Origin of the sequence: Streptomyces sp. BK208 (assembly GCF_004364245.1) — a bacterium.
Taxonomy (GTDB): domain Bacteria; phylum Actinomycetota; class Actinomycetes; order Streptomycetales; family Streptomycetaceae; genus Streptomyces.
Map to the genome: position 1 here is coordinate 268,403 of NZ_SOAV01000014.1, position 6,223 is coordinate 274,625.

Here is a 6,223-nt window from a genome sequence, read left to right on the forward strand (position 1 = left end):
GCGGATGCCGGCCGGTGCGAGGGAAGGCCGGGGCGCCCGTCCGGGGCGGCGGCCGGTCGTGCTCGTGGGGGGGCGTGACGTCCCGGGAAGCCGGTGGGGCGGGGCGTCAGGGGGTGCGGACCACCAGGGCCGAGTTGAAGCCGCACTCGCCCCGGGCGAGGACCAGGGCGGTGCGCAGGTCGGCGGGACGCGGCTCGGTGACCAGGTCGAGGTCGTAGGAGGTGTCCGGGTCGACGTTGGTGGTGGCGGGTACGAGGCCGTCCCGGGCGGCGAGCAGGGCGGTCGCCACGTCCAGCGGGGCGGCGCCCGAGTAGAGGCGGCCGGTCATCGTCTTGGGCGCGGTGACCGGGACGCCGTGCGGTCCGAACACGGCGTTGAGCGCGTCCGCCTCCGCCCGGTCCAGCTCCGGCACGGCGGCCGCGTCCGCGAAGACGACGTCGACGTCGCCCGCGTCCACGCCCGCGTCACCGAGGGCGAGTTCGATCGCCTTGCGCAGGCCCGGGGGCCGGCCGCTGCCGGGAGCGGGGTCGAACGTGGCTCCGTAGCCCGCGATCTCGCCGTACACCCGGACGCCCCGCTGCGCCGCCGACCGTTCCGACTCCAGGACGAGCAGTGCGCCGCCCTCGGCCGGCACGTGTCCGCTCGCCGCGGCGTCGAAGGGCAGATAGGCGCGCTCGGGCTCCTGCTCGGTGGTCAGCCGGCCGCCGGCCAGCTGGGCCACCCAGCCCCAGGGGCAGATCGAGGCGTCGATCGACCCGGACATGATCAGCCGGGTGCCCTTGCGGATCTGCCGCCGCGCGTGCGCCAGCGCGTCAAGCCCGCCCGCCTGGTCGGAGACGAGGACGCCGCTCGGGCCCTTCATGCCGTTGCGGATGGAGATCTGACCGCTGTTGACGGCGTAGAACCAGGCGAAGGACTGGTAGGCGGACACGTACTGACTGCCCCGGCCCCACAGGTTGCGCAGCTCTCCCTGGCCGAACTCGAAGCCGCCGGAGGAGCTGGCGGTGACCACGCCCATGTCGTAGGCGGGCAGGTCGGCCGGTCCGGTGCCGGCGTCGGCCAGCGCCCAGTCGGCCGCCACGAGGGCGAGCCGGGTCATCCGGTCGGTCTGCGCCAGCAGCCGGTTGGGCAGATGGTCGGCCGCGTTGAAGCCGGGCACCTCCCCGGCCAGCCGCGCCGGGTACGACGACGGGTCGAAGCGGGTGATGCGGGCGATGCCGCTCTTCCCGGCCCGGGTGGCGGCCCAGTAGTCGGCCGTGCCCAGGCCGTTGGGCGCGGCGATGCCGAGCCCCGTCACCACGGTCCGTGCGGTGGCCGTGCTCATGCGGCGCTCCTCTCCGGTCGGGCGAGCACCATCGCGCTCTGGAAGCCGCCGAACCCGCTGCCGACGGTCAGCACCGCGTCGGTGCGGTGCTCGCGCGCCGTCAGCGGCACGTAGTCGAGGTCGCACTCGGGGTCGGGGGTGTGCAGGTTGGCCGTCGGCGGCACCACGCCGTGCTCCATGGCGAGGACCGAGGCGGCGATCTCGATCGAGCCGATCGCGCCGAGCGAGTGTCCGACCATGGACTTGATGGAGGAGACCGGGGTCCGGTAGGCGTGCTCGCCCAGGCTCTTCTTGAAGGCGGCGGTCTCGTGGCGGTCGTTCTGCTTGGTGCCCGAACCGTGCGCGTTGACGTAGTCCACGGCCTCCGGGTTGAGCCGGGCCTCGTCCAGCGCGACCGTGATGGCCTCGGCCATCTCGGCGCCGTCCGGGCGCAGCCCCGTCATGTGGAAGGCGTTGCAGCGCGAGGCGTAGCCGGCGATCTCGGCGTAGATGTGCGCGCCGCGCCGCCGGGCGGCCTCCAGCTCCTCCAGCACGAACACCGCCGAGCCCTCGCCGAGCACGAAACCGTTGCGCGTGCCGTCGAAGGGCCGCGAGGCGTGTTCCGGGTCGTCGTTGCGGGGGGTGGTGGCCTTGATGGCGTCGAAGCAGGCCAGGGTGATGGGTGAGATGGGCGCGTCGGTGGCGCCCGCCACCATGGCGCACGCCGAACCCTCGCGGATCAGCTCCACCGCGTGGCCGACGGAGTCCAGCCCGGAGGTGCAGCCGGTGGAGACGACCGTGGCCGGGCCCTCGGCGCCCGCCGCCCACGCCACCTCGGCGGCCAGGGAGCTGGGGACGAGGTAGTTGTACAGGTGCGGCACCGCGTACCGGTGGTCCACCAGGTCCAGCCGGCCGCCGTCGCTGACGACGCGGTACTCCTGGTCGAGGCCCATGGTCGCGCCGACCGCGCTGCCGATGGTGACCCCGACCCGGTGCGGGTCGGCGCCGGACAGGTCGAGTCCGCTGTCGGCGAGCGCCTCGCGGGCGGTGACCACCGCCAGTTGGGCCGCCCGGTCCATCCGGCGGATCTCCTGGGGGCTCAGTCCGTGGTCCTCGGGATCGAAGTCGATCTCGGCGGCGACCCTGGACCGGAAGGCGGAGGGGTCGAAGAAGGTGATCCCGCGGGTGGCGGTGCGGCCCTCGCTGAGCAGGCTCCAGAAGTTCTTGCGGCCCACCCCTCCGGGCGCGGTGACGCCGACGCCCGTGATGACCACTCGTCTGGCGCTCACGCCCGGCCCTCCCAGTCGTAGAAGCGGGTGGCGACCGCGTCGGCGGGGGAACGCCAGGTCGCGGGATCGTACGCCTCGATGAACGGCTTGAGGTCCGCGCTGATCCGGACGAACCTGTCGTCGGTCTTGGCCTGCTCGATCAGCTCGCCGCCGTTGTCGCCGTCGAAGTCCTGCAGGTGGAAGTAGAGGCCGCGGTAGGCGAAGAGCTGGCGGCGCCGGGTGCCCATCAGGTGGGGCATCTCGGTGCCGTCGAACTCGCCGAAGAGCCGGGCGACCTCGGTGCTGCTGCCCGGGTCCATCCGGGCGACGATCAACGTGCTGTGCATGGTCTCTCCTCTGGGCGGGTGGGGCGGGTGCGGGCGGACGGGTCAGCGGGCCGGTCCGAACCAGCGCTCCAGGGCCATGGGCAGGTCGGCGTGGCTGCCGGGGGCCGCCCAGGCCACGTAGCCGTCGGGGCGGACCAGTACGGAGGTGGTGCGGGCCAGGGCGCTGTCCCCGGGCAGTACGGGGGTGGCGGTGACGACGTCGATCCGGTCCAGCCAGGGCCGGGCCCGCTCGCGCAGCCGGCCGTTGTCGGCGAGGTCCAGCAGCACACCGCGCCCGGCGCGCAGCGCCTCGGTGCTGCGGGACAGCAGCTTGTGGCCGCTCAGCTCCACGTCCGGCAGGCGCCGGCCGAGCAGCGGGTGGGAGCCGCCGTCGAGGTCGTACCTGATCTCCAGTCCCGAGACCATCGCCGCGAAGTGCCGGGCGACCTCGGGATACCGGATCAGTTCGGTCAGCACGTCGCGCAGCGGCTGCACCTCGGGTCCGGACAGGAACAGCAGTCCCTGGGCCCGGGTGTTCATCAGCAGCCGCTCCCCCACCGGGTGGCGTTCGGCGTGGTAGCTGTCGAGCAGCGACTCGGGGGCCCGGCCGCGCACCACGGCGCCGAGCTTCCAGCCGAGGTTCACCGAGTCCTGGATGCTGGTGTTCATGCCCTGGCCGCCGGCCGGGAGGTGGATGTGGGCGGAGTCGCCGGCCAGGAAGACCCGGCCGCGCCGGTACTCGGAGACCTGCCGGGTGCCGTCGCCGAAGGCGGACAGCCACACCGGCTCGGCGTGCGAGATGTCGTCGCCGGTCAGCCGCTGCCAGGCCGCGGAGACCTCGTCCCAGGCCGGGGGCTGCTCGCGCCGCTTCGGCGGGGTGCCGCGCTCGCACACGATCAGCCGGGTGATCCCGCCGGGCAGCGGGCCGACCATGACCATGCCGCCTTCGAGGGTCTCGCCGATCATCCGGGGCTGCAGGTCCACGCCCTTGACGTCGGCGAGGTACATCTCGAGGGTCGAGGGCGTGCCCGGGAAGTCGAAGCCGGCCTTCTTGCGGATCACCGAGCGGCCGCCGTCGCAGCCGACCAGGTACTCGCACCGCAGCCGCTCCACCCCGTCGGGGCCGTTCACCTCGACCTCGACGCAGTCCTCCTTCTCCGTGACGGACCGCACCTCGTGGCGGCGCCGCAGGTCGGCGCCGAGCCGGGTGCACCACTCCTCCAGGACGGTCTCGGTGGCCGACTGCGGAACACTCTTGGCCGCCTGGTGGGCGCCGTCCAGCACGCCGAAGTCCACCGGCAGGCCCCCGAAGTGGCCCACGTTGCTGACCTCGATGTCCCCGAAGCGGGACAGCAGGCCCCGCTGGTCGAAGACCTCCATGGTGCGTGCGGTGAAGCCGAGGCCCCGTGACTCTCCGGTGCGTGCGGCGAGCTTCTCCAGTACGACGACGTCGACGCCCGCGAGCCGCAGCTCGCCCGCGAGCATCATGCCGGCCGGCCCGGCGCCCACGACGATGACTTGTGCGTCCATGACACTCCTCGGGAACTCCCCGCCGGCGGGCGGGGCAGGGAACGGGTGTGGGGCGGATCAGCGGGACAGGCGCCCGATGGCCCGGTTCGCCAGGTGCGCCGCCGCCGCGTGCCGGGGGTCCGGCGCGAACGCCTCGTGGCGCACCGCGACCTCGGCGAGCTTGATGGTGTGCTCGTCGCCGATCTCCACGGCCCGGGCGAAGACCTCCGACAGGGCGGGCGGGGCGGCCGGCGCCGGGGTGGCGGGGCCGGGCGCCGTGCGGAACCAGTCGAGCATCGTGCGGCTGACGGCCCGCGCGGTCAGGTACGAGGGGCGGCGCTGGGCGGGTGGCAGGTGGCCGACGACCAGGCGCACCGCGGCGGGCCCGGTGACCGCGTGGATCAGGGGGACCGGGTGGTGCTGGGCGGCGGTGGCGTAGATCCCGGCGTACTCGGCGACGAGCGCGTCCAGGTCACGGGCGACCTCGTCGCGTCCGTCGCCTCCGTCGTGCCCGGCGTCCGGGGCGCGTCCGAGGTCCCGTCCGGCGGGGTCGCCGCCCGGGCCCGCGGCATCGCCGGGGCCGGTCACGTCGCCGGGGAGCGACGGCGCGCCGGGGCCCGCCGCCTCGCGGTCCGCCGCGTCGTCGGGGTCGGCGACGATGCCGTGGGTCGAGTGGCGGGCGGCCCAGTAGCCGAGGCCCTGCGCCAACTCGCCCAGCTGGAGCCGGTTGTCGCCGGGGGCGGCGGCTACGGCCCGGACCGCGTGCGCGGTACGGATCACTCCGTGGGTGAGCACCGCGGACATGCCCGGCAGCAGCCGGGGCCACCAGCGAGCCAGCACCCCGGTCCACGGGCCCAGCGCCAGCTCCCGCTCGAAGAGCGCCGTCCAGTCGGCCACCCGGGAGAAGTCGCCGAGCGCGGCCCGCCAGTCACCGGGGTCGTCGGGGTCGATGGGCCAGCGGCGCTCGGGAACGTCGTGGTAGGAGCGGCTGCGCAGGTTCCGTTCGACCCAGGCCGGCACCTCGTCGGCGTATCCCATGTGCGCGAGGGCTTCGGCGGCCATCGGAGCGTGGTTCACGAAGCTTCTGCCGTGCTCGAAACCGACCGGACGCAGACGTTCCAGCGCCTCGCTCACGGCTTCGGAGTAGCTGAGTGCTGCCATGGCCGTCAGTCCTTGATCTCGCAGATGGCGGCGCCGGAGGTGAGGGAGGCGCCGACCTCGGCGCTGAGGCTCTTGATGGTGCCGGACTTGTGGGCGTTGAGGGGCTGTTCCATCTTCATGGCTTCGAGGACGACGATCAGGTCGCCTTCCTGGACTTCCTGGCCCTCTTCGACGGCGATCTTGACGATGGTGCCCTGCATGGGGGAGGCGAGGGTGTCGCCGGAGGCGGCGGGCCCGGACTTCTTGGCCGCGCGGCGTTTGGGGCGGGCGCCGGCCGCGAGGCCGGTGCGGGCCAGGGACATGCCGAGGGAGGAGGGCAGGGAGACTTCCAGGCGTTTGCCGCCGACCTCGACGACGACCGTCTCGCGTCCGGAGTCCTCGTCGGTGTCGGTGTCGGCGGGCGCGGTGAAGGGCTTGATGTCGTTGACGAACTCGGTCTCGATCCAGCGGGTGTGGACCGTGAAGGGGTCGGTGGAGCCGGTGAGTTCGGGTGCGAAGGCCGGATCGCGGACGACGGCGCGGTGGAAGGGGATGGCGGTGGCCATGCCCTCGACGGTGAACTCGTCCAGGGCGCGGGCGGCGCGCTGGAGGGCTTCCTCGCGGGTGCGGCCGGTGATGACGAGTTTGGCCAGCAGGGAGTCCCAGGCGGGGCCGAT

Annotated in this window: 6 protein-coding genes; all 6 read right to left on the minus strand. The window is 73.9% G+C overall.

Annotation, left to right across the window (positions count from 1 at the left end):
• Nucleotides 1-106: 106 nt before the first annotated feature.
• Nucleotides 107-1,324 (minus strand): ketosynthase chain-length factor, encoded by a 1,218-nt coding sequence (locus EV562_RS30380; RefSeq protein ID WP_133890047.1) that lies wholly within the window; start codon nt 1,322-1,324, stop codon nt 107-109.
• On the minus strand, nt 1,321-2,592 hold the full coding sequence (locus tag EV562_RS30385; protein ID WP_133890048.1) for a beta-ketoacyl-[acyl-carrier-protein] synthase family protein: 1,272 nt from the start codon (nt 2,590-2,592) through the stop codon (nt 1,321-1,323). Before EV562_RS30385 ends, EV562_RS30380 begins: the two co-directional genes overlap by 4 nt.
• Nucleotides 2,589-2,918 carry a TcmI family type II polyketide cyclase gene (locus EV562_RS30390; protein ID WP_133890049.1) on the minus strand — a complete coding sequence of 110 codons (330 nt, stop codon included), beginning with the start codon at nt 2,916-2,918 and terminating at the stop codon, nt 2,589-2,591. The genes EV562_RS30385 and EV562_RS30390 overlap by 4 nt, the downstream gene beginning before the upstream one ends.
• A 42-nt stretch (nt 2,919-2,960) precedes the next feature.
• On the minus strand, nt 2,961-4,427 hold the full coding sequence (locus EV562_RS30395; protein WP_133890050.1) for an FAD-dependent monooxygenase: 1,467 nt from the start codon (nt 4,425-4,427) through the stop codon (nt 2,961-2,963).
• Nucleotides 4,428-4,484: 57 nt separating this feature from the next.
• Nucleotides 4,485-5,567, minus strand: a complete 1,083-nt coding sequence (locus EV562_RS30400) for a questin oxidase family protein (RefSeq protein WP_133890051.1) — start codon at nt 5,565-5,567, stop codon at nt 4,485-4,487.
• Nucleotides 5,568-5,572: 5 nt separating this feature from the next.
• The coding region (locus EV562_RS30405) for a biotin/lipoyl-containing protein (protein WP_133890052.1) at nt 5,573-6,223 on the minus strand (651 nt) is incomplete at its 5' end.

Bases quoted from the DNA above. Each gene is read 5' to 3' on its own strand.
- EV562_RS30380 (WP_133890047.1), bottom strand. From the start codon at position 1,324: ATGAGCACGGCCACCGCACGGACCGTGGTGACGGGGCTCGGCATCGCC.
- EV562_RS30390 (WP_133890049.1), bottom strand. From the start codon at position 2,918: ATGCACAGCACGTTGATCGTCGCCCGGATGGACCCGGGCAGCAGCACC.
- EV562_RS30395 (WP_133890050.1), bottom strand. From the start codon at position 4,427: ATGGACGCACAAGTCATCGTCGTGGGCGCCGGGCCGGCCGGCATGATG.
- EV562_RS30400 (WP_133890051.1), bottom strand. From the start codon at position 5,567: ATGGCAGCACTCAGCTACTCCGAAGCCGTGAGCGAGGCGCTGGAACGT.